This window comes from Okeania sp., assembly GCF_983059655.1.
Map to the genome: position 1 here is coordinate 1,426 of NZ_CEZPJD010000938.1, position 1,343 is coordinate 2,768.

At 33.0% G+C, this 1,343-nt stretch carries 2 protein-coding genes; both read right to left on the reverse strand.

Annotation, left to right across the window (positions count from 1 at the left end; translation table 11 throughout):
- A partial coding sequence (gene darG, locus AC3DU7_RS30425) for a type II toxin-antitoxin system antitoxin DNA ADP-ribosyl glycohydrolase DarG (protein WP_488042970.1) occupies positions 1-619 on the reverse strand: 619 nt, incomplete at its 3' end.
- A gap of 57 nt (positions 620-676) precedes the next feature.
- Complete coding sequence (gene darT / locus AC3DU7_RS30430; protein WP_488042971.1) at positions 677-1,306, reverse strand: type II toxin-antitoxin system toxin DNA ADP-ribosyl transferase DarT; 630 nt, start codon at positions 1,304-1,306, stop codon at positions 677-679.
- Positions 1,307-1,343: the final 37 nt, after the last annotated feature.

Consider the following 1,343-nt stretch of genomic DNA (forward strand, 5'->3'; position numbering starts at 1 on the left):
TTAATGGTTGTTTAGCTTCCTGGAGAAAATAAGCAAGTTTCTGAATTTCGAGTTTGGTTAAGCGATAACCTGGAATTGCGTACAATTCTAGCAGACGGATAAATAAGGCACGGGCAAGAGTCATCCGTGGTTTCTTGGTAACGACTTTAATTTGGTCAGCTACTGGTGCGCCCATTGGTTCAAAAATTACTACCTGAACATCGGGTAATTCAGCACAAGCATTCACTATCATGGGTTTGACGACTTCCCAATTTAAACCACCATTGCCACATCCTAAAGGAGGGATAGCAATTGACTGAATATTGAGTTGTTTTACTTCTTCAACTAAAGCTTTTAATCCAGATTCAATATCTTCTATTTTTGATTTTCCTTTCCAGTGACGTTTGGTAGGAAAGTTAATAATATATCTAGGAAACAGCTTATCTGTAGAAGTAGTAAACATTTGCCCTGGTTGTACTTGTTTAGCATCACAAGCTTTTTTGTATTGTTGGAAGTTTTCTGGGAATGCCTGTTTGAATTGCAAGGCAATACCTTTTCCCATTACACCAACACAATTAACTGTATTAACTAGGGTCTCTATATTTTCTTCTAGGAGATTGCCTTGCTTAAATTCAACCATTTTTTTCCTTCAAATAATATCTATTTTTTAATTATTTAGAACTATCTACATATATTATTAATAATACCAATCAGAATGTATTTTTACAAGAGGTTGATAATCCTGATTTTCTAATATTTTCTGGACTTTTATTTTCATGTTGTCATCTACAACACCAATTTCTTTAACCAATGTCCAACGGCAAAATTTATGTACTAAAAATTCAGCTTGTCGGTGAAATTTGCGATTGTTATCCTCATCGGTATCAAACCAATATTTTGATTTCATTAATTCCCAATCAATGATATGCTCTAGTCCTTCAAGATCCTCACAAAAATCAGAGTAATCCATAACTGCATGACCATCAGTAAAAACAAAATCTAAATTTGAGTTTGCTATTGCTTCTATTTCTACAACTAAATGAATAATCAAATTTTGACCATCTTGATAACCTGGAACATTTCCTTTGTGGATGGTATAAAGCATAGGCGAACGGGGTGCAAAATAAAAAGGAACATAATCATGTAGTACACCTCTTGTCCCACAAGGAACTCTTTTTGTTGCTCTTCTATTTTGAATTCTTTCATAAGCAATATTTGTATAACTAACTTGTCTTTGCTTCAGTCTACTAACAGCAATTAATCCACCCGAGTTTATAATAGAAGTCAAATTATTAATATGAGTAATATGGTATATCGGAGTAGGCATTATTTATAAATCCATTACAAAATTTAAACTTTTTTAA

Bases quoted from the DNA above. Each gene is read 5' to 3' on its own strand.
- darT (WP_488042971.1), bottom strand. From the start codon at position 1,306: ATGCCTACTCCGATATACCATATTACTCATATTAATAATTTGACTTCT.